This window comes from Ignavibacteriales bacterium (assembly GCA_026390795.1).
GTDB lineage: Bacteria > Bacteroidota > Ignavibacteria > Ignavibacteriales > Melioribacteraceae > Fen-1258.
The window spans coordinates 380,570-402,801 of record JAPLFG010000005.1 but is presented as its reverse complement, the minus strand read 5'-3'; the positions used below and the strand labels follow the sequence as shown (position 1 = coordinate 402,801).

Sequence of the window (22,232 nt, the reverse complement as noted above, 5' to 3'; positions counted from 1 at the left end):
TTGACTAACAGCTAATTGCCAAAAGCTTTTAGCTATAAAATACCATCACAAAAAACTGATGTATAACTAAACAAAAACTGCCAAGATTTCTTTGATGGTAGGATAATCGAAGCAGAGTAAGACAAGCAGGAGCTCAGATGTTCGAACAAGAAAAAGATACTGTTAAAAAAGTATCTAAAGTAAAAAAAGAAAGATTCATCAATGAAGATGAATACTCACCGGAAGATTTAAAAGAATTATCAAAACTTTATGCAGATTCATTTCGCGAATTTAAAGAAGGCGAAATTGTTACCGGAAAGATTGTTGGCATAAACGCAGATAACGTTGTTGTAGATGTCGGATTCAAATCCGACGGCTCAATTTCTAAAGCAGAATTCAATTCAACTGACGAAATTAAAATTGGCGAAAGCGTCGAAATCGTTATTGAAAGTGTTGAAGATGAAGACGGCAATCTTATCCTTTCCAAAAAGAGGGCAGACTTCCTTAGAATTTGGGGAAGAATCATGGATTCATTCGAAAACGAAAAAATCCTTCCTGGAAAAATTCTTAAACGTATTAAAGGCGGAATGGTTGTTGACTTGATGGGAATTGAAGCATTCCTTCCAGGTTCACAAATTGATATTCGCCCGGTTCGCGATTTTGATGCATTCGTCGGTCAGACAATGGATTTCAAAATTGTGAAGGTTAATGTTCCTACAGAAAATATAGTTGTATCCCACAAAGTTCTTATTGAAGAAACGATCTCCGATCAGCGAAAAGAAATTCTTGATAAGCTTGAGAAGGGACAAATTCTTGAAGGTACTGTTAAAGCAATTACGGATTTTGGTGTGTTTATTGATCTTGGCGGTGTTGACGGTCTTGTTCATATTACAGATTTAAGCTGGGGAAGAATTAATCATCCTAGCGAAGTTGTTAAACTTGATGAGAAGATTAAAGTTGTTGTTACAGATTTCGAAATGGAACGCAAGCGAATTTCACTTAGCTTGAAACAACTCTTGCCGCATCCATGGGAAAAAATTGAAGATAAATTAAAAATCGGCGATAAAGTTGCCGGTCGTGTTGTATCGCTTACAGATTACGGCGCTTTCATAGAGATCGAAAAAGGAATTGAAGGATTAATTCACATTTCTGAAATGAGCTGGACTCAGCATATCAGTCATCCTTCACAATTCGTTTCTATGGGACAAGTTGTTGAAGCTGTTGTCTTAAGTTTGGATAAGAATGACAAGAAAATTTCTCTTGGTATGAAACAGTTAACGCCTGATCCGTGGTCTGACCTATTAAAGAAATATCCGGTCGGTTCACAACATCAAGGAATCGCACGCAACTTAACAAATTTTGGTGTGTTCGTTGAACTTGAACCGGGTATTGACGGCTTAGTACATATCTCAGATTTATCATGGACTAAAAAAATACGCCACCCCGGTGAAGTAGTAAAGAAAGGTGATAAGATTGATGTTGTTGTTCTTGGTGTAGATACCGATTCAAGAAAAATTTCTCTTGGTCATAAACAGATAAACGAAAATCCTTGGGAAAATTTTGAGAAAGAGTATGCTGTTGGAAAGAAAGCAGACGGTAAGATTGTCCGCATCATCGAAAAAGGATTGATCGCGGAACTTTCACTTGGTGTTGATGGATTTATTCCTGCAACACAGCTGTCGACTTCCAAAATTAAAAATCTTTCTTTCTGTTTCCCAATCGGAACCAAATTGGAAATGAAAGTTGTTGAGTTCGATAAAGAGAACAAGAAAATTGTTCTTAGCGCACTCGCTGCTTTGAAAGAAAAATCAGATGAAGAAATTGCTCAATATATTACCGACTTTAAGTTGGAAAAAGTATCGGTCGCAGACGTAAAAACTGCCGATGCCGGTAAGTTCGATTCATCCGATTTCAATTTATATGAAGATGCTAAGCCGCAGACACAAAGAGAAAGTAATCGTCCGGCTGAAGAAGAAAAGAAAGAAACTACTGCTTAAGCTTGCAGCATTTAGCTCTTAGCAATTAAGATTGGGCTGTGTTTAATCAAATATGTTCTTATGTTTGAATTAAATGCAGCCCATTTTATTATAGAAATTTGAAAACCATTTTTTGTTAATCATGCTCTTGATCCTGATCTTTTCCGATAACGATCAAGTTCATGAGTAAGATCAAGAATTAAAGGTAGTAATGGCATCTAAAGTAGCATTCCATACATTAGGCTGTAAACTGAATTTTTCGGAAACATCTACGATCGGCAATCAATTTTTAAAACGCGGTTTCAAAATTGTTGATTATGAAGATGCAGCCGATGTGTACGTGATCAACACTTGCACGGTTACCGATAACGCGGACCGCGAATGCAGGCAAGTTGTTCGTCGCGCATTGCGGAATAATCCAAATGCGTTTGTGGTTGTTACCGGATGTTATGCGCAACTTCGTCCGGATGAGATTGCCAAGATTGACGGCGTAGATGCTGTTCTGGGAAGTAACGAAAAATTCAATCTTTTTTCATACTTAGAAAATTTTGAGAAGAAAGAATTATCGTGTATCCACGTTTCACCAACTGAAGAATTAAATTCGTTTAACTCTTCGTTTTCAACTGATGCCGATAGCCGGACACGTGCATTCTTCAAAGTTCAGGATGGATGCGATTATAAATGTTCATTCTGTACAATTCCATTAGCGCGCGGTAAAAGCAGAAGCGCTCAACCTGAAGAAGTAATAAAAGAATTTAAGGAATTACTCAAACAAGGGTACAAAGAAATAATTCTTACCGGCGTTAATGTTGGAGATTATAGTTCTCCTTCTAATCATGATCTTGCTCATACTCTTGATCATGATCAAGAGCAGGAAATGGATTTGTATGCATTGTTAAAGAATATGTTAAAAGTCGAAGGTGATTATAGAATAAGAATCAGTTCAATTGAACCGAATCTTCTTACAGATGATATTTTAGAATTGGCTTCGAGTGATCCAAGAATTAGCAATCATTTTCATATTCCGCTCCAAAGCGGCAGTTCGAAAATTTTGAAGTTGATGCAAAGACGTTACCGTGTCGAAGATTACAAAGAACTAATATTGAAAGCAAAGGGGAGAATAAAAGATTTAGGAATTGGCGTTGATGTTATAGTTGGTTTTCCCGGAGAAACAGAAGAAGATTTTTTGGATACTTATAATTTTCTACGTGATTTGCCGATCTCTTATCTTCATGTTTTTACTTATTCGGAAAGACCCAACACAAAAGCGATTGAAATGCCTAATTCGGTTGATGTTATTGAACGGAAGCGAAGAAGTAATATGTTGCGTATTCTAAGCGAGAAGAAACGTCATGAATTTTATCAGAGTATGATAGGCAAAGAATTAACTGTGTTGTTCGAACATGAGAACCATGATGGTTTTATGAAAGGATTTACTTCTAACTATGTAAGAATAAAAGCACTATACAATTCAGAAATAATTAATAAATTTGTGAAGGCAAAAATTAAGGAGGTTGATGAAAATATTTGTACGGCAGAGAAACTTGAAATCAATGAATTGTTAAAAATATCGCCAGGTTCAAAATGAAAAATATTATTTCTCTAGTTGTACTTATGTCATCAATTCTGATTGCCCAAACATCTTCTACAAAAAGTCTTGCTGAACTGAAACAAGCTACAGCAATCAGCCATCAGCTATCGGCAGTCAGCAATCAGCAGTCAGCAATCAGCAACCATACACCAGACATCCAGAATCCGCAATCTCAGAAGAAAAATCCGGCGCTTGCAATTTTATATTCTATGATATTACCCGGAATGGGTGAGCTTTACGCGAATGGTTACGAGAGCGGAAAATATTTTACAATAGCCGATGGTGTTTTGTGGGGTACCTTTACCGGATTTGATTTGTATGGAAATTGGCAGGCGAAAAATTACAAATCATTTGCAGAATCCAAAGCAGGCGCTAAACTTGACAACAAAGATTCGGAGTACTTTGCCAATATTGGTATTTATCAGAGTTTGGATGAATACAACAGCGTAATGGAATTAGATCGTAATTTTGAAAAAGTTTATAACCCGGCAACACATTACTGGAATTGGTCCAACCCTGATCAGCGTAAAGAGTACCGGAATATGTGGACCTCCAGCGAAGCTGCTTATACTAATGTTAGATTTGTTGTCGGTGCGTTAATATTGAACCGTGTTATAAGTGCAATTAATGCCGTTAGATTGGTTGCGGCTTATAATAAAAATCTTCCAAAAGAATTAAGCTGGAATGTTTATTTTAATATAGAAAACAGGCAGACAATTCCACAGACTATAACACTGAATTTCGTGTCAAAACTTTAAAACCGCCTTCAAAAAAATAATTCAGAAATAAATTTTCTTTGTAGCAAAAGGGCTTTGTTGAATTATTGATATCGCAAACTTCTCAAAGATGGCTAAATAATCTTCTTTTGCCGGGGTATCTAATAATTTTATTTTTTGATTTAATCTCCCATATGATGCAACTCTCATATTTTTAACATCCCATAGTACATATTCCAAGCCTGCTTCCAAAGAATATGAAGTTTCAGACCCCCTTCCCACACTAAGTCCTTTATCATCATTATACTTCAAGATAAATAAATCTGTAAAAAGAGCTAAATAGTCGGGCACTTCTGATTTAAAAATTTTTTTGTCGAAAGAAGGGATGAAAATTTCAAAATTATCAACAGTTTTGTTCTTAACTATTTGTTTTGAAAATTTAAAATCCTCCAGATTGGGTAAATTACTTGCACTACTTATTTTTGCTCGTGTATTATCTGCGATCAGTTGTGTCATATAATTATCAAATAATTCTACTTCTCTATTGGTAATCGGTTTCTTCTCGCGGTTTTTTTTATCTATCAGTAACTCTTTTTGTTGAATATCCAATAATTTTAAAATAAACGGCATTACCATCACTTTAACTGTTGTTTCATTTCTGCTTTTGTATTCTTGTGAGATATACTGGAATTGTGATGAACTTGAGCAACTTATTAATAAAACAGAAAAATATATTAATAGCATATACCGAGAAAGATTTTTAATAAGTGGATGGAATTTCATGTGGTTAGCTCAAATAATGATCTGAATGTTACTTAAAGAGACTTTTATATGTTCAAAAAGTTTTGGGTTAAAAAAAAAGCATTTCCTTTTGCATTAAAAAATTTTCCATTACTATCTTCATAAATATATTACATTAAAATTATTATATACATAAATTTGAACAGAAAAACTTTTTTCTATAAAAAAGGGCTGCAATTCTGCAGCCCTTTTTTGTAATTACCTATGACTTGTTCATTAATGCAAGTTAGGATTGGCAAGTCTTTCTCTATCCGGAATAGGCAGGTAATGCCATGTTCCTGCAGCTAAGTGCCAATTACCCGTTCTGTTCTGGTCCATTAGGCGAGTTCCTTGGCAGAACAATTCTTTATCGCGTTCAACCAATACACCATCCGTTGTAATGGATGTTAATGCACTGAGTGAGTGTGAATCTCTTACATCATTTACAAGGGCGAGGGCATTACCTGTCGCATTTCCTCTTAGGATTAATTCTGCAAGCATCAAATTATTTTCCTGCCATGTCATAACCGGCATAGGGGAATCTTGGTTAGGATATTTAATTTGATAATAGTAAGTAGCTCCGCTAGTGCCTTTTACCGTTTTTATTTTAATTCTGTTGGCTTCATTGGCATCTGCTGTTATATAATCGTTGAACCTGGAATTTACTCCTGCTTGAACGCGGCCGTTTCCAGCAAATCCCCACCACCAGGTCTGGCTTGTACTGCTATATAATGCATCGAATTCTGCATCACCTTTCGCCATTCCCAAGGCAGCATACGTTGCGGCATTTGTATAATCGCTTTTGGCTAAATATGCTTTTGCAATCAACGAATTTACAATCCTTGTGTCAGTCGCTTTTGAAGTAACAGTCAATGCGCTTTTAAGTTTGTCAATTGCCTGGTTTAATAAATCGGATTGTGCAATGAAAGGACCTGCATCAATAGTATTTCCGGGTTGATTTTGATTTAAACCAAAGTTTACTGCCATCAAATATCTTGCATAACCGCCATAGAGGTAACCGGTAAACAAACCATCATTCTGTATTGTAGTACTTGTAAAGGTTATAGTACCAATTCTTCTAACAAGGTCATCAGCATAGAATCTTAATGGACCAAGAGCTAAGGTAAGATTTGTCACTGATGCATTATTAGTTAATATCAACCCTTTATCTATCTCCTCGAATTGCGGAAAACTTGCTGTTGGAATGTCGCTTGTATATATAACTTGATCTGATAGCATATCAGATTCGCCAGCAAGCTGAGATGCAATGTTTGCAAATTGTTGTTTTACTCCTGCAACCAAGAATGGAACTTGCGCCTCGGTATTTAAGAGGTTATCCTGGGCTTGAGTTATTAACGGCTGTACATCCGAAACATAATCATTGCAGGCTACACCAAACAAGATTAGTACCGGGACGGCTAGAAGATATTTTATTTTATTCTTTTTCATTTTCATGTCTCCTTTCGTTATAAACCAATTCTTACCCAGAAATTCAGCGTTCTGGGCGATTGGAGAGTTAGGAAATCCTGTCCATAAGATAACGAACGTGAACCCGCAGTGTTAATTTCTGGATCGGCACCTGTATATTTAGTGAATCTAACAAGATTTCGTACTGAAAATCCGGCTGTTAAAGCTTTAACATAAGTATGGATGTCGAAATCCTTAAGAAGATCTGTGAAATCGTAACCCAAACTTAATTCACGTACTATTAAATAATCGCCGTCTTCTACATAATTTAATCCGTATGTGACATCGTAATGGGAATATTCATCCGCCGTCTGTTTATATTCAGGTGTTCCGGGAGTTATCGGTGTAACGTCAGTTGGTGCTACTCCAGGTGCAAGTGCAGATAATCCAAGTAATGCTCTCAACCTATTTACATATGGATTATTTCCAAATCTTGTTGCAAAGAATTTAGTATAATTCACCACTTTGAAATTGAGAGCCCATTGAGCTAAGGCATAAAGATTAAAATTCTTTAAGAATTTAAAATTAACAGAGAATGAACCGCTATGGTCCGGAGTCGGACTACCAAGATCTATTTTTGTAGCAACTCCATTTGCATCTACTGTTGGTTGAGGCGCTGAGTATTTTCCGGTTGTTGTACTTAAAATTGCACCGGTAGAAACAAATCCGAAAAATTCATGTTTCTTCATCCCTTCTTGTATCACATTGAAACCGAATCCATCATAAATTGGCTGAGCTCCGCCAAGACTTTCAACCATATTTGTTTGATAATTCCAAGTTAAACTTAGATCCAAATTATAATCGATTGACCTGATTGGAGAATATTGTATTAAAGTCTCCCATCCATGGCTCTTAATTGCACCAATGTTAAATGGTTGAGATGAAGCAGTTTTACCTGTTGATGGTGCATTCAATAAACCAATGATTGAATTAACCGCATTACCTTTGTAGTAAGTAAATTCAAGAGAGATATCTGTAAATAATTCAGTATCAAAACCTAATTCTAATTCTTTGACTCTTTCGGGCTGAATAGCAGAGTTACCGATGATTGAGAGTACAGCACCCGCGCCGTAACCGCCTGTTTGTGCTGTCCATAATAATGGTATGGCATCTGTTGTTCCCGGTAGCACACCGCTTTCTCCGTAAGCTGCACGCACTTTCAAAAGACCAACCCATAAAGGTAAAAAGTCATACTTATCTAAACGCACTGCAAAACTTGCTTTAGGATAAGTGATTGATGGTGCCTCTTCTCCGATTACACTAGCATAATCTTTTCTGAGACCGAGAGTTAGAAAATATTGATCGAGGTAACTGAATGAATGCTCAGTGAAAATACCAGCTTGTTTTAAATCAGTTATTCCTTCATCATAAAAAATAATTTTTCCAGCAGCTCCGATTGACGATATTAAATTTGAAGAGAATTGCTGTCCCTGTTGGGCACTAAATCTTAAAGTTTGAGTAAAAATTTGAGACCCGATTAATGATCTCACATTAATCATATCGAATAATTTAAAAGAATAATTTGCATTGAAATCGTATGTAAATTGTCTGTTATTTCTGTTATAGATATCCTTTTCGCCCGTAGTAATTAAACCACCACCATAGCTATATCCATAAGGAAATAATCTCTTTTCTTCCCATCCAGAATTATCGACACCGATACCTGCAACAACTTCGAGGTTTTCTATTGGTGTCCAAATAGCGGAAACATTCCCAATGAATTCGTTAACAATACTTTGATCATCCAGTACGCGCATTGCCGCATCCGAAGTGAATGTGTAAGATGTTGGTCTAAGCAAAGTATTACCAAGCCACCCGAAAACATTGTTATCGCCCCATGGTCTTAATAATTTGTTATAAACATAATTGGAACTTAACTTCAAAGTAAGATTATCCGATGGAAAAGAACTGACATTCAACCTAACAGAAGTTCTGTTTTCCGAATTCCCGGGTATAATTCCTAATTCACTCCGGTTCTCAATTGAAGTATAATATCTTAATCTAGTTCCTCCACCGGCAACATTAATTGCATGGCTTCGTAAATATCCTGTCACGAATATATTGTTTGCATCATTTGCACTTATGAAATCTCCGGTTTTGTATGAGTACATTTTCTGGTTATAACCGTAATTGAATTTGTAATCAATCGAAAGTCCTTGACCTAATCCTTGAGCTAATTTTCCGGCCTTGGTCGTAATTAAGACAACACCGTTTGAACCGTTTGTGCCATACATTGCCGCCGCCGCCGGGCCTTTTAAGAATTCAATCTTATCTATATCATCTGTATTTAGATTTGATAAAAGACTTGTACCCTGACCGCCGTTTCCAAAATAATTGATTTCAGTGTTATCTAATCTGGTTCCATCCAAGTAGATTGTTGGTTGTTCGTTACCGTTGAGACCGCCGCCTCCACGTACAAAGAATCTCCAGCCAGAACCAACGTTACCCGACGAAGTATTTAATTGGACTCCGGCAACTTTGCCTCCTACCAATTGTGAGAGACTGTTGTAAGTATTAATCGTAGATAGATTTGCAGCATCAACTCTTCCTACCGAAACTTCGGCTACTGCTTTAGCCGTTTTTGACGCGATACCTGTTACAACAATTTCTTCGTTCTGAAAAACATCTTCATCTAGAGCAAAGTTGTGCGTTATGTTTGTACCATTTAGTGTGACTCTGACAGTTTTCTTTTTATAATTTACAAAAGAAGCTGTTAGGTCGGCGCCTTGACCGTTAGCAAGACTTTTGGGTACATCAAAAGTGTAATTGCCCTCTAAATCTGTCGCAGCGCCGAGATTTAAAGTTTTCAGCATTACGTTGGCTCCAATCAATGCTTCGCCGGTTTTGGCATCCGTTACCTTACCGGAAACCTTAAATGTTTCCTGGGCGAAAAATAGACTGGGAACCAGAGCAAGAATGAGGAAGGACAGTAATAATCTTCTCATAGATTCTCCATGTAAGTTATTAATGAGATTAGTGAATTAATCAGTGCTTTGTTTATCAAAGTCCAAAAATTTAAAAACAAAATCTCAGTATTAAGGTACAATTCCAGATTAGGAATAAACATCAATCATGTTAAGAGAAAATGTAAGAGTAAAAGAAAGAGTATAAGGAAAAGAATAATTTAGCCGTGTAAAAAAATAATTCAAATTCTTCTTTAATGTAATTTATTTTGTTTATAAATACAATTATTACTTAAATATATTCGAAAATTTATCAACCCTTAGAATCCCGGGATGTATCCGATTGTTGAGATTAAATCCATTTGTGCTATTTGCAAGTTGGTCGATCCATGATGAAGGATGAATAATTGTAATTAATTAAAATCATTGAACGCACAGTACAATAAACAAACCTCACCTTTTAAGGTATTTTTTGGACTTGTGAATTAACAATTAAATATATTTATAGCCGTGTAAAAATAGATATCAGGTAAAACTTGTAATTCAAAATTGTTCAATACTAATCGAAAATAATTTTTTCCGGAGAAATAAACAACTTTTATCTATTCTATTATAAAAATTTACCCGCATGAAAATGTGGGATAATTATATTGAGGCATCGTGAACAATTATCGGCTAACTATTCAATATGACGGTTCCAATTATGCAGGCTGGCAGGTTCAGAAAAATGCCATGTCGGTTCAGCAAAAAGTTATTGATGCTGTTGAAGTCATAAATAAAGAACGTGTGAATTTAATCGGCTCAGGCAGAACGGATACCGGTGTTCATGCATGGGGACAGGTGGCTAACTTTAGAACTGTGAATGAATTGGACATTTATAAATTCAAGTACTCGCTCAATTCAATTCTGCCTAATGATATATCAATTATAAAGATGGGAAAAGTTGATGAAAATTTTCATGCCCGGTTTGATGCGAGAAGCAGAAGTTATATTTACATTTTCAGCCATCACAAATCACCTTTCTTTTATAAGTATTCTCATTACTATCCTCCAATAAATAAAATTGATTTTTCTGATCTGAATCGATTATCAAAAGTTTTATTAGGCGAGCACGATTTCACTTCCTTCTCAAAGAAAAATAAAGATATTGAAGACAAAATCTGCAACGTCTCAGAAATCTGGTGGAGAAAAGGGAAAGATATTTCAATGTTCTATATTACGGCAAACCGTTTTATGCACGGAATGGTTCGCACGATTGTAGGCACTTTACTTTATGCCGCTGAAAAAAATCTAGATGAAAATTATTTATTAAAAGTATTTGAAGAAAAAAACAGAGAAGAAGCAGCCGAAGCGGTTCCGGCAAAAGGTTTATTCTTATTTAAAGTGAGGTATTAACATGATAGATCTGACAAATAAAGTCGCAATTGTAACCGGCGGTTCACGCGGAATTGGCGAAGCATGCGTTAAATTGTTTTCGCAGGCAAATGCTTCTGTGGCGTTTACTTATAAAAATGCCGAAGATCAGGCCAAGAAACTTGAAAAAAAATTTGATCGATCATCTAATAATCAATTTCCTAAAGTGAAAGCATACCGCGTTGATATGGAATCCGAAAAAGAAATCAATGAAATGATTGTGAAAGTCTCCGATGAATTTGGAAAAATTGATATCCTTGTTCATAACGCCGGGATATGGAACGATGGCGCATTGGATGAAATGACTCTTGATCATTGGAATGAACTAATGAGAGTTAATCTCACTTCTACATTCATATTTTGTAAAGCCGCTGCACAGCAAATGAAGAAAAATAATTTCGGAAGAATGATATTGGTTTCATCAACTGCCGGTCAGCGTGGAGAGGCATTTCACTCACATTATGCGGCATCCAAGGGAGGAATTATTTCATTTACTAAATCACTTGCAGTTGAATTGGCACAATATAACATAACTGTAAATTCTGTTGCACCCGGTTGGGTTGATACGGAAATGTGCAGTAAAGTTTTTTCCGATGCTAAATACAAAGAGAGTGTTAGAAAAGAGATCCCTGTTGGAAGGATTGCGACTGCGGAGGATATTGCCGGTCCAATTTTATTTCTCGCTTCGGATCTTGCTCGCCACATTAACGGGGAAATACTAAATGTGAATGGCGGAAGTATTTTGTGCGGCTAATTCATTTTTGAATATTGAGTTCATTGTCATATATTTGAAACAGGTTGAAATATTTCAATGAAAGATTATAAATGGAATTTCTATCACAGATTCATCCGCGTATTGTTCATTTTCCGGTAGCATTTTTCATTATGTATTTTATTCTTGAAACGTTTGGAATGATTTTGAAAAAAGATCATTTGGTAAAAGCCGCTTACCTGTTGTTAATTGCCGGAGTTTTCACAGCACTTATAGCAGTACTAACCGGTAATCAGGCTTATACTGCAGCTAAATTGTTAATCGGTAAAAAAAGTGATCTGAATGAGCTTATCGAAATTCATGAAAATTATGCAACAATCACAGTCTGGTATTTTTCTGCTGTTCTAATTTTTAGGACTTACTTGATGGCTAAGAAAAAAATTTGGAAGTCAATAACTTCAGAAAACAACAACTTAAAATATGCATTTGTATTATTGGGATTGATAGGCTGTTATTTAATTTATATGACGGGAATTCATGGGGGAGATCTAGTCTTTCAACATGGAATTGGCACTCAGATCTTTGTAAAGTAAAATCACTCTATAAATAAATGAAAAAAATATTTTTATTAATTGTAATCTCTGCTTCTGTAGTCCTTGGACAATTTCGGCTTGGAGAAGCAAAAGGACTGTTCATGGGAATCGGTGTCGGTCCCCGTTTTCCTATAGGCGATATGTCTCAAAAGCATAATATCGGTATTGGCGCCGATGTAACCCTATCTTATACTGATAATATTTTCATTCCTTTTTTTATTTACACTTCAATCGGTTATGGACATTTTCCAGGTAGTCAAGCTTTTTATAAAACTAGCGATTATTCATCTTACTCAAGCAATGCACTAATACTAACAGGTGGCGTACGTTATTATTTCAAACCAATTCTCGAAAACATTGTACTGCTTATGCCGATTATTGATGTTGGCGCCGAGTTCGGATATTTTGAAAACCTAAATCAATTTAAAATTGGAAGCGGTAAGCAAGATTACTTGGAAGATATTGGTAAATTTGGTTTTCATGTCGGAGCCGGATTTTCGATGTTCATTTTGGATGTAATCACTTACTATAATTATTTACCGGCAAATCAATATTTATCATTCAACTTGAGAGCTAATATTCCAATCTTTGTAAAATTTTAATGAGGTTATTATGGAATACAAAAACATTTTATTTGAGATAAAAAATAATATTGCATTTGTTACAATCAACAGACCGGATAAATTAAATGCTCTCAATAATTCAACTCTTGATGAACTAAAAAATTGTTTTAACGAAATTAAATATGACAATACTGTTAATGTCGCAATTATAACTGGCGCAGGCGAGAAGGCTTTCGTTGCCGGGGCTGATATCTCCGAGCTAAATAAATTAAACACAGTTGAAGGAAAACTATTTTCAGAGAAGGGGCAAGAAGTTTTTAACATTATTGAAAAGCTGGGCAAACCGGTAATTGCGGTTGTAAACGGTTTTGCACTTGGCGGAGGATGTGAGTTAGCATTAGCATGTCATATACGTATTGCAAATGAAAAGGCAAAGTTTGGTCAGCCGGAAGTTAATCTCGGAATTATTCCCGGATACGGCGGAACCCAACGCTTAACTCGTTTAATAAATTCCGGTCTTTCCTCAGAATTGATTTTGACCGGTGAACCGATTAATTCAACTGAAGCACTGAGAATCGGTCTTGTGAATAAAGTTTATTCAAGTGAAGAGACAATGAGCAAAGCGATCGAGATGGCAGAAAAAATTTCTTCTAAAGGACAAATTGCCGTAAAAATGGCATTGCGAGCAATAGTCTCTCGTAGCGAAACATCTGAAGCCGAAGGTCAAAACCAGGAATCGAGTTTATTTGCTATCTGCTGCGGCACCGATGATTTTAAAGAAGGCACTTTAGCATTCCTGGAAAAAAGAAAACCAAATTTTAAAAATGAATAATCTCTAACGTAAAATTTTTATTCTGCATACTTAAATAACACAGATTGTAATTCTGTGTTCGGAAACCCTTGTGACAAACCGGAAACAAAAATTCATCAAGTATCTTTTTGCTTTAACAATTATTCTGTTAGTAACCGATATCTCGATAGATCATTTCAAGAAAAAGCAGAGACTCCCAGTTGTTAGTAAAATCTCCGTAAGGCAAATAGATTCCGTATTTAAAAAAGTGCTTGATGATTACGGTATACAGAGCAAGTGGATCTCAAGCAAAAAAGTAAAACCAACACAGGATGATTCAACTGTTGCACAATATTTTATAAAAATTCCTTCCGATATTCCCGTACCCTTTATTCTAAGGGATATAAATAACATTATAGAAAAAGATATAACCGGATTCATATCCGAAGAAAAGAAAATTTATGGCACAACTGAAATCAGAATTTACACAAACGAAATTTTAAAGCTGAGGGCAACACTTTCTCCGGATAAAAATATAATACGCACAAACAACGAATTGTCATTTATTATATCCGATGCTCTGGATTTGAGTGAAAGCAGTTTCAATGCTTTTTTATCGGTTCCTTATCCTCTTGCCTGTACGGTAGTCCCGGGTAAATCAATTATTCTAAAAGTTGATTCCTTGAAAAATTACAGAAAAGAATATGCAATGATTCTTAATAACGATATAAGCGATTCCGAAATGAAATTAAAACAAGAATTTCAAAAGGAATTGTTACGGGGATCAATAAAAAATATAATAAGCTCATTCAAAGATGCCCGGGTTTTTCTTGTGGATGAGAAATCGACATTATTCAATTCTCCCATTTACAATTTTGTTAGAGATGATTTTAAGATGCGCGGAATTACACTTTATCCCAAATCGGAGTTGATCGAGTTGAACGCTAAAGAGGATTCGGAACTATTTTCCAAATTCAAATTTTATTGCAACGACACTACGGGAGTTCATCAGAAACTTTTTATCAGTACATTCGAGAATTACGAGAAGATTTTGCCTGTACTTGTAAGACTTAAAAAGAAAGGTCATAAAATTATTCCTCTCTCAAAAACTTTTCTTATTCAAAAAACAAATTGAAACTTATTCCTTGACATTCCCGTCATTGTCCAATTCAACCGCATCTTCTCCAATCAAATTTTTCACCTGATCGGGAATTTTTTCGCGATCTCCAACTGCAACTACAACGAGCTCATCCGGAAAAACATTTTCAACAGCCGATTTAATCACACTTCCATCAGCGGCAGACTCAATTTTCGCTGTGTAATCTGCTAGTTCATTAAATGAAAGATTGTGAATGAGAAGTTGTTCGATATTCTTTGCTACTTGAGAATAAGTTTCAAAACGAGATGGAAATTGTTTAATCAAATATGATTTGGCAAATTCAATTTCTTCATGTGAAATGTTTTTGCGTATCCCTTCAAGTTCTTTAATTATTTCAGAAATAGAAGCGCCAGTATTTTCAATGTTCACTGCAGTGGATACTTCGAATGCACCGGCATCTTGAAAATATTGAAAACCCGAATTTGCGCCGTAAGTAAATCCTTTCTCTTCACGTAAATTATGATTGATGCGGCTTGAAAATTGTCCACCGAGAATTGTATTCATAATTCTTGCCGGTATGTAATCTTCGGCATTACGTTTTTTTGAAATATGCCCGACACGAATTTCGCTTTGGGCGGAATTTTCTTTGTGAACGAAGTAAAATTGTGTCGGATTTCTTTTAGGCATTTCGAAGGAAACTGATGATTTTATGGAACCTTCCCATCCGCCTAAATATTTATTGAATTGTTCAACAGCTTCTTCTTCGGTTAAATTGCCGACAACAATAAATTTGGTGTTGGATGCCGTAAAAATATCTTGATATAATTTTTTTACATCACCGTTCGAAATTTCATTTACCGAATTAACATACCCGATTTCCGGATATGCGTAATAAGTCTTTCCGAAGAGGACTTTATCAAAAGCAGTTGACGCAATAAATGATGGCTCATCTTTGAGTTGTAATATTCTGTCTAAAACTTTCTTCTTCTCTCTCGCAAAATCTTTTTCTTCGAACTTAGGTGACAAAATTACTTTGGAAAGTAATTCGAGAGAACGGATAAAATTTTCTTTCAGCGAAAGAAGAGTCATCGAAATCAAGTCGTGATTCGAATTAACAGAAAAAATAGATCCAAGTTTTTCAAATTCATCGCTTAACTGCAAAGAATCATATTCACCCGCACCTTCGTCAATCAAAAGGGAAGTCAAATACCCCAGTCCTCGTTTATCTGATGGATCGAATTTGCTTCCGGCTAAAACCAGAACATTTGTATATACTATCGGAAGCTTCTCTTTCCGAACGAAATAAAGACTTGCACCGTTAGATAGCTTAAGTTCTTTTACTTCAGGCAAATTAAACAATAAACTTTTTTCTGGTGCGGGCGCTGTTGATCTATCTATCATTTTTAACTCATCATTTTTCTTTTGAGCCGTCACTTTTGGGAATTACATTTAGTTCGACATGAGGCTTTATTAAATAATTTTTTGCAGCTTCAATTACTTGTTCACGGGTTACATTTTCATATCTCGATAAATCAAAAACGAATGAATCGGGTTCATTTAGGAAATAGTTGTAGTGATTCAAATGGTCAACGATCAAATCAAGTTTTTGAAGTGAATAAATATAAGATGACTTCAGACTGTTTTTTGCGCGTATCAGTTCATCGGTAGTAATTCCATTTTTGATCAGATCGGCAATCGTGTTCTCAATTTCAATCTTTATATCTCCCAGTTCAATTCCAGGCTTTGCGGTTGACACAATAATAAATGAACCATCCAGTTTAGCCGAATACTGGAATGATGAAATATCTTGTACAATCTGTTTTTCAAAGACAAGCGATTTTTGCAGACGCGCATTTTTGGATGAAGTCAATATATCGGAAAGAATATCAAGCGCCGCATCGTTTGTACTAAATGCTTTTTCTGTATGCCATGCTAAATAAATTCTCGGAAGTTGAACATTGTCTTCCATGATTATTTTTTTTGTTTCAGTTAAATTTTGTCTAGTTGTTTTTACTTCGGGGACTGAGATGCCCTTAGGAATATTTCCAAAATATTTATCAATTAAATCTTTTATTCTAGGGACATTAAAATTTCCGCCCACAACAAGAGTCGCATTATTCGGACAATAATAAGTGCTGAAAAATTTTTTTACATCGTCCAATTCAAATTTCGCAATGTCTTCCATCCAGCCAATTGTTGGCCATGAATATGGATGTTCTGCAGAAAATAAATTTGAAAATAATTTTTCCCAGGCCATTCCATACGGTTGATTTTCGTAATGCTGGCGCCGTTCATTCATTACTACATCTTTTTGGTTCTCAAGTTTCTCTTGTGTCAGTCCCGGAATCATAAATCCCATTCGATCGGATTCCAGCCAAAGTGGAAGTTCGAAATAATTTGCCGGAACCGTTTCATAATAATTTGTCCGGTCTATACTTGTGGAGCCGTTTAAACTTCCGCCAGCTTCTTGAACGTAACGGAAATGTCCTTCCTTTGGAATATTCTGAGAACCTTGAAACATCATATGTTCGAACAAATGCGCAAAACCAGTTTTACCCGGTTTTTCATTTGCCGATCCAACCCTGTACCATACATTTACCGCAACAAGAGGGAATGATTGATCGGGATATAGTATAACCTGCAATCCATTCGCAAGCGAATATTTTTCGTAATCAATCTTTAAAAGATTTTTAGTCATCAGTTTTCACTTAATTATTATTCAAAATGAATTCAATCCGATCGAGTCTGCCGTCAATATTTGTGCGTGGATAAATATCAAAAATTTTGCACAGCAATGGGTAGATATCAATATTCCATAAAGTGCCGGTGTGATAATTTTTCTTAAAACTAGGACCGGTAGCTAAAAAGATTCCATGCATATCTAACTGGTTGTTATCATATCCATGGTTCCCTTTCTCATCTCTTTCCGATTTTCTATGATAATTAGAAATAGCAGACCAGCCAAGATCAGCAATTACTACAATGGACGAGATAAACGGATGATCATTAAAATGATAATACTCCGGAATTTCATTGCGGTAATAGACTTTATAATGGTTCTCATTTTTCTTAAGAATATCATAAACCTCTTTTAGTTTTTCTTTCTGAGGTTCAACAAACATAATAGGACCCATATCAGAAAACTTACATTTATCTGATCCGGCAATTTTTTCAATATTAACTGTTCGCTCTTTAGAAACTTCCGTCATACCATGATCTGAAACAAAAATAACATTTACACTATCCTTCATTTTAATTTCATTCAGCTTCTGGAAAAGGTAACCGGCAATATAGTCGAGCCGTTTTATCGCTTCGTTCGTTTGAGGTGAGTCGGGACCAAAATCGTGACCTTGTGTATCGGTTTCGTGGCAATAAAGAGTTATAAAATGCGGACGCTTATCGGCTGGAAGTTTTAACCAATCTATAACCCCGTCAACTCGTTTTTCATACGGTCTATCGTGTTCGTAAGCTTCATTATATGTTGGTTTACGGTATGGAATTTTCAAAACAGATCCGGGCCAAAAATAGCTCGCCGTAATTATTCCTTGACGCTCGGCTGTTTCCCAAAACGCTTCTCCAAGATACCACCTTCCATCCTGCACTGCATTTGTATCGCTCATCCGGTAGAAAGTCTTATCAAATGGATCGGCAAAATTATTTAGAATTATTCCATGATGAGCAGGATACATTCCAGTTATAATTGAAATATGATTAGGAAAAGTTTTTGAAGGAAATGATGGACGTAGAGAAAGAGCGGAAACTCCCTCTTCTCTTATTTTTTCCAGGTTCGGTGAGATTCCCCGGTTTAGATAATCCCATCTAAATGCATCGAATGAAACTAAGATTACGTATGGTTTTTGAGCAATACTTATAGTTGTAATGAACAAAAGACTAATGAGAATAAGATATTTTTTCATATGAAAGATCCATCTGAGTTAAATATTGTCTGTAAATATAACGATGAAATAATTCTATATTGACTTTCTTGTGAGGCTAATCGAAAAATAGTTTTTCAGTGAATATAGTAGATAAAAATCCAAATATGTCAATAATCTAGATCGGATAAAAAATAATTTAAATCCCTTTTGACATTAAACGGATTTTCATATCTTCCAAGTGTAAAAAAAAATCTCCATGGCTAAATTAATTCAAAGAAAGTGAATTAAAAATAATATACTTCCTCTCAATGAATCTGAAAATGAATTTTTATACTCTAGGTCGCAATTCAAATATTTTTCCTCAAATTAAATCTAAAAACGATATTCTTTTAATTAATAATTCATCAACCTACTTAGGAGTAATCTATGAGAAAAGTTAAACAATTGATTTCCTTCTTCCTGTTTGTGGTTGTAATGTTTAGCTCTCAGTTAATGTATTCCCAGACAACTGCAGCCATTAATGGTACAATAGTTGATCAAAACGGAAGCCCATTACCGAGTGCTACAATTATTGCAATTCATTTACCATCAGGAACACAATATGGTACTACCGCACGAGCAGACGGAAAGTACAACTTGGTTAACTTACGAGTTGGAGGTCCATATAAAGTTACTGTTTCAATGATCGGTTATACGCCTCAAATTGAAGAAGGATTCAACCTAGAATTAAGCCAGAATTTACAAATCAATTTTAAACTTCCAGAACAGGCTGTTCAGCTTACCGGTGTAACGGTAACGGCAGAAAGAGGCGCAGTACTTAGTCAAGCAAGAACCGGTGCTGCTCAGAACGTCTCTCTTAAACAGATTGAACAAATTCCAACTATTAGCAGAAGGTTTTCAGATTTTGCTAAATTATCTCCTCTTTTCTCCGGTTTAAATGCACAAGCCGCAGGTAGAACAAGCAGATTCAATAACATTCAGATTGACGGAGCTCAGTACAACGACTTATTCGGTCTTGGTTCATCTGGTACACCTGGCGGTACTGCAGGTACAAATCCAATCAGTTTGGATGCTATCCAAGAGTTTCAAGTTGTTATTGCTCCTTATGATATCAGATATGGCGGATTCACAGGCGGTGGAATAAATGCAATTACCCGTTCCGGCTCAAATACTTTTTCCGGTTCAGCATTCTTATTTGGCAGAAATCAGAATTTCATTGGACAAAGAAATGCTATTACAGGGGAAGATAAAAAAGTTGCTGATTTTTCTAATTACCAATATGGTTTCCGTATTGGCGGTCCGATAGTTAAAGATAAACTTTTCTTCTTTGTAAATGGTGAAATGACTACAAATACAAGACCACTATACAATACATCATTACAAGTTGGATTTGGAAATAATACTGTAGCAGATTTGCAAGCAAAAGTTGATCAATTCAGAAATCTATTGATTGCAAAAGGAATGACAAATCCCGGTAGTTCTGATGTTTTCAGTTCTGAACAACCAAGCACGAAGTTGTTGTTAAGATTTGATTACAACTTAGGTGAGAATCATCAACTTTCTCTTACCAATAATTATGTTGATGCATATCAGGATAACTTAGCTGGTAGAGGTACATCTAGCATGAGTTTCGATTCCTATAATTATAGAATGAATAGCGTTACAAATTCAACTACTCTTAGATTAAACAGCCGTTTCGGCAACAATATCTCAAACGAACTAATTGTGGGTTACACAACAATTCGTGATCACAGAACAAATACTGGTGCCCTTACACCCAATGTATCTGTAAGCGAATTAAACCGTACATTTACAATGACAGCCGGTTTCGATCAGTATTCCGGAGCTAATCAGTTAGATCAAGATATTATTGAAGTAACTGATAACTTTTCTTATTACGCCGGAAATCATACTATCACGATCGGTACACACAATGAATTCTTCAAATTCAGAAATCTATTCATCAGAAATTTCTTGGGCTATTATCAATATAATAGTCTTGCAGATTTCCAGAATGATTTAGTTGCTACTTATTATCATGACTATTCAAGAACGCCCGACCCACAACCGTCCGCCGAATTCAGTGTAGCTCAATTTGGTTTCTACCTTCAGGATGAATGGGCGGTTTTACCACAGTTGAAATTGACTTACGGTGTACGTGTTGACATTCCTATTTTCCCGGATTCACCGGCAAAGAACGATTCTGTTTCAAAATATCTACCGGGAATGAGTACAGATCAAGTGCCATCAGGAAATCTTTTATGGTCTCCAAGAGTTGGTTTTAACTGGGATGTTTCCGGCGACAGAACAACTCAGATTAGAGGCGGTGTTGGTATTTTCACAGGCCGTCCGGCTTATGTATGGATTTCAAATAATTACGGCAATTCTGGTATGTTGATTGCCGAAGTCAGCGCCTTTGGTAAAACTTTACCATTTAGAGCTGATCCGAACAATCAGTATTTACCAGGTCAGCATGCTTCATTAGGTGCGCCAACTGTAAAATCTGAAATTGACTTGGCTGATCCAAATTTGAAAATGCCACAGTTGTTAAGATATAACTTAGGCGTAGATCAGGAATTACCATTCGGATTTGTTGGAACTGCGGAATTCCTTTATTCGCAATCAATCAATGACTTACTCTACAAGAAACTCAACCTTATGGCTCCTACTGGAAAAGTTGCACCTCTCGGCAGCGGTAATGACGGTCGTCCGATTTATGGCGGAACCAACAGCTACAATAATAATTTCAATGATATTATGTATCTATATAATACGAGCGATGGTTATCAGTACAATTTAGTTTTCCAGATTCAAAGAAATGTTGCGAGAGGATTCTCGGTTAGTACAGGTTACACTTACGGCAGATCATATGATCGTAATAGCGTAACTTCTTCACAAGCTCAATCTCAAATGAGATATTCAGCTGTCGACTTTGATCCGAATTCTCCGGCATTAACCACATCTGACTGGGAAATCCGTAACAGATTTTTTGCATCTGTTACATTCACACATGAATTCTTTAAGAATGCACCGACAGCGATCACATTATTCTACAACGGCCAAACCGGCTCGCCATTCTCATTCACTGCAAGAGGAACGGCATCGAACAATTTGAATAATGATGGATTTGATGGAAATGATTTATTCTACATTCCAAGAAACAGTAGTGAAATTCTTCTTGGATCAATTTCAAATAATCAGTTTGTTCCTTCAACAAAAGCAGGTACAACTTTCGCTGACTTAGATGCTTTTATTAAAAACAATTCTTACTTAAATGATAATCGTGGAAAGATTTCAGAAAGAAATGGTGCTTCTGCTCCTTGGAGAGAATATTTTGATCTTCATGTTGCTCAGGATATTCCTGACCTTTGGGGTTTAGGTGCATTCCAACTAACGCTTGATGTTCAGAACTTACTCAACTTACTAAATCCGGAATGGGGACATGTATATGATGTTGCTAATGATACCCCAACTTTTATTTCTTATCAAGGCAGAATTACTTACAACGGAAAAGCCAACACAGCAGTTTATAGTTTCACCAAACCTAAGGATAACGTGGTTTGGAGTTATTCAGACTTAGCCTCACGTTGGTCAATGCAGTTGGGAGTTAGATACTCTTTCTAATTCTGGAAGAAATGAAATAAAAAAAGAACCCCGCATTCAGCGGGGTTTTTTTTGAATGTTTCCACATTTTTCTATCAAGAAAAAAACTTTAATCGGGCTCTGATAAAAGAATCATTCCGTTAGTCTTAAGTGACTAATCCAATTGTTG

16 protein-coding genes are annotated in these 22,232 nt (G+C 35.9%); 10 read left to right on the top strand and 6 right to left on the bottom strand.

The window, feature by feature from the left end; genetic code table 11:
* The first annotated feature begins 137 nt into the window (after positions 1-137).
* The 3 genes from rpsA to NTX65_17800 all read left to right on the top strand — a co-directional run bounded on the left by rpsA (position 138) and on the right by NTX65_17800 (position 4,304).
* On the top strand, positions 138-1,976 hold the full coding sequence (rpsA, locus tag NTX65_17810) for a 30S ribosomal protein S1 (GenBank protein MCX6171193.1): 1,839 nt from the start codon (positions 138-140) through the stop codon (positions 1,974-1,976).
* A 190-nt stretch (positions 1,977-2,166) separates the two neighbouring features.
* Positions 2,167-3,543: a tRNA (N(6)-L-threonylcarbamoyladenosine(37)-C(2))-methylthiotransferase MtaB gene (mtaB, locus tag NTX65_17805; protein ID MCX6171192.1), complete on the top strand. Its 1,377-nt coding sequence runs from the start codon at positions 2,167-2,169 to the stop codon at positions 3,541-3,543.
* Positions 3,540-4,304, top strand: a complete 765-nt coding sequence (locus tag NTX65_17800) for a hypothetical protein (GenBank protein MCX6171191.1) — start codon at positions 3,540-3,542, stop codon at positions 4,302-4,304. The genes mtaB and NTX65_17800 overlap by 4 nt, the downstream gene beginning before the upstream one ends.
* 21 nt (positions 4,305-4,325) lie before the next feature.
* Here NTX65_17800 and NTX65_17795 read toward each other — a convergent pair whose 3' ends face one another.
* The 3 genes from NTX65_17795 to NTX65_17785 all read right to left on the bottom strand — a co-directional run bounded on the left by NTX65_17795 (position 4,326) and on the right by NTX65_17785 (position 9,454).
* A complete protein-coding gene (locus NTX65_17795) occupies positions 4,326-4,892 on the bottom strand; it encodes a hypothetical protein (protein ID MCX6171190.1) in 567 nt (188 codons plus the stop codon).
* A 387-nt stretch (positions 4,893-5,279) separates the two neighbouring features.
* A complete protein-coding gene (locus NTX65_17790; GenBank protein MCX6171189.1) occupies positions 5,280-6,491 on the bottom strand; it encodes a hypothetical protein in 1,212 nt (403 codons plus the stop codon).
* 17 nt (positions 6,492-6,508) lie between these two features.
* On the bottom strand, positions 6,509-9,454 hold the full coding sequence (locus tag NTX65_17785; GenBank protein MCX6171188.1) for a TonB-dependent receptor: 2,946 nt from the start codon (positions 9,452-9,454) through the stop codon (positions 6,509-6,511).
* A gap of 618 nt (positions 9,455-10,072) precedes the next feature.
* Here NTX65_17785 and truA point away from each other — a divergent pair.
* The 6 genes from truA to NTX65_17755 all read left to right on the top strand — a co-directional run bounded on the left by truA (position 10,073) and on the right by NTX65_17755 (position 14,618).
* Positions 10,073-10,807, top strand: a complete 735-nt coding sequence (gene truA / locus NTX65_17780; GenBank protein MCX6171187.1) for a tRNA pseudouridine(38-40) synthase TruA — start codon at positions 10,073-10,075, stop codon at positions 10,805-10,807.
* A 1-nt stretch (position 10,808) separates the two neighbouring features.
* Positions 10,809-11,579, top strand: a complete 771-nt coding sequence (fabG, locus tag NTX65_17775; protein ID MCX6171186.1) for a 3-oxoacyl-ACP reductase FabG — start codon at positions 10,809-10,811, stop codon at positions 11,577-11,579.
* Positions 11,580-11,650: 71 nt separating this feature from the next.
* Positions 11,651-12,130 carry a DUF2231 domain-containing protein gene (locus tag NTX65_17770; protein ID MCX6171185.1) on the top strand — a complete coding sequence of 160 codons (480 nt, stop codon included), beginning with the start codon at positions 11,651-11,653 and terminating at the stop codon, positions 12,128-12,130.
* A gap of 17 nt (positions 12,131-12,147) precedes the next feature.
* Positions 12,148-12,732 carry a hypothetical protein gene (locus NTX65_17765; protein MCX6171184.1) on the top strand — a complete coding sequence of 195 codons (585 nt, stop codon included), beginning with the start codon at positions 12,148-12,150 and terminating at the stop codon, positions 12,730-12,732.
* A gap of 10 nt (positions 12,733-12,742) precedes the next feature.
* Positions 12,743-13,525 carry an enoyl-CoA hydratase-related protein gene (locus NTX65_17760; GenBank protein ID MCX6171183.1) on the top strand — a complete coding sequence of 261 codons (783 nt, stop codon included), beginning with the start codon at positions 12,743-12,745 and terminating at the stop codon, positions 13,523-13,525.
* Positions 13,526-13,595: 70 nt separating this feature from the next.
* Complete coding sequence (locus NTX65_17755) at positions 13,596-14,618, top strand: hypothetical protein (protein MCX6171182.1); 1,023 nt, start codon at positions 13,596-13,598, stop codon at positions 14,616-14,618.
* A gap of 3 nt (positions 14,619-14,621) precedes the next feature.
* Here NTX65_17755 and NTX65_17750 read toward each other — a convergent pair whose 3' ends face one another.
* Genes NTX65_17750 through NTX65_17740 form a run of 3 tightly spaced genes read right to left on the bottom strand, consistent with a single transcriptional unit; the run spans position 14,622 to position 18,499 of the window.
* Entirely contained in the window at positions 14,622-15,983 is a 1,362-nt protein-coding gene (locus NTX65_17750; protein MCX6171181.1) for a pitrilysin family protein, read from the bottom strand.
* Positions 15,984-15,993: 10 nt separating this feature from the next.
* Complete coding sequence (locus tag NTX65_17745) at positions 15,994-17,280, bottom strand: pitrilysin family protein (GenBank protein MCX6171180.1); 1,287 nt, start codon at positions 17,278-17,280, stop codon at positions 15,994-15,996.
* 10 nt (positions 17,281-17,290) lie between these two features.
* On the bottom strand, positions 17,291-18,499 hold the full coding sequence (locus tag NTX65_17740) for an alkaline phosphatase family protein (GenBank protein MCX6171179.1): 1,209 nt from the start codon (positions 18,497-18,499) through the stop codon (positions 17,291-17,293).
* Positions 18,500-18,886: 387 nt separating this feature from the next.
* Between NTX65_17740 and NTX65_17735 the strand changes: the two genes are divergently transcribed.
* Positions 18,887-22,084, top strand: a complete 3,198-nt coding sequence (locus tag NTX65_17735) for a carboxypeptidase regulatory-like domain-containing protein (GenBank protein ID MCX6171178.1) — start codon at positions 18,887-18,889, stop codon at positions 22,082-22,084.
* Positions 22,085-22,232 lie beyond the last annotated feature (148 nt).